The sequence below is a fragment of the Photorhabdus sp. P32 genome (genome assembly GCF_038085095.1).
Classification (GTDB): Bacteria; Pseudomonadota; Gammaproteobacteria; order Enterobacterales; family Enterobacteriaceae; genus Photorhabdus; species Photorhabdus luminescens.
In genome coordinates, this window is record NZ_JAZGJN010000100.1 from 1 (window position 1) to 1,097 (window position 1,097).

The 1,097-nt window shown below is 25.3% G+C and carries 1 protein-coding gene; it reads right to left on the reverse strand.

Annotated features, from left to right (window positions below; translation table 11 throughout):
- On the reverse strand, positions 1-953 hold a 953-nt coding region (locus tag V2H77_RS00485; protein WP_341497234.1), incomplete at its 3' end, for a hypothetical protein.
- Between the last annotated feature and the right edge of the window lie 144 nt (positions 954-1,097).

Below are 1,097 nucleotides of genomic sequence, written 5' to 3' on the forward strand. Positions count from 1 at the left end.
AAACAAAGAAAGTAAAAAAACAAACAAACACAATATTTAAAAAAGAATATTTTACGCACAGATAAAAAATTTGATAAATATGAAAGATAATTTACTTCAATATATGAAAGATTATAGAATAATAACATGCATATATATAAAACAACACTGGCATATATTAATAATATATAATCAGCCTTGTTTGGTATTTGAGAAAAAGCACTTTCACATAATAGATATAAAAGCAAAACAGACAATACCATAATAAACACAGATATTTTATTTTTATTAAAATAAGAGCGGAGGTTCATTATATAAGGCAATGAAAAAAAACCTGATGAAAATAATTTTTTATTTCTATTAATTATATAACATGGTGTGAAATTCAAATATAATATCAATGCTACTAATGGAATAACTAATGTAAAAATCAAATCATATAATATTCCACTCCTGAATGATGCTGCCAGAAGAAAGAACACAGCAACAATAAAAAAATGCAAAAAACTTAACTCAAATAAACAAAATCCAATTACAGCAAAAGAAACTATCAAAAAAAACATAGATGAAAGGTAATGTAAACAATTAACATTTTCAGAAAAAAAACCTATAAAAAAGAAAATAACCATCGGAAAAGCACTATAAATAAAAAAAACGATACGACAAAAAAACAATGTTTTTTTACCTACCAAAGAAACGATGATTGAATTTTCCTTTGCGGAAGGAAAAAACCTCATGTTAGTCAAATAAAATACTATATATACTATTAAAGATATGGCAGTAAAATAAAATGATTTTATGTGGTTATCCGTAATAATAATATTAGAAGATAAAGTCATTAAAACCTCAAAGATACCACTGAACTTTGCCGGAAGTAATAAAAGAAAAAGGAATACAATGACATTTTTATTCCCAGACGCAAATTTTTTTATCCTACCTTTATATTCCAAGGCATCAGCGATTATTAAATTCATACTACCCCTCTAAAACCAAAATCTAAATAATGTCCTTGGTGAATCTTTAAGAAATTTCGTCCTGGAATGCAAATATAAATAGTTGCTGAAAACAATACATTGATTTTTATTTAAATACTGGCGATATGACCTTAGTAGAACGTT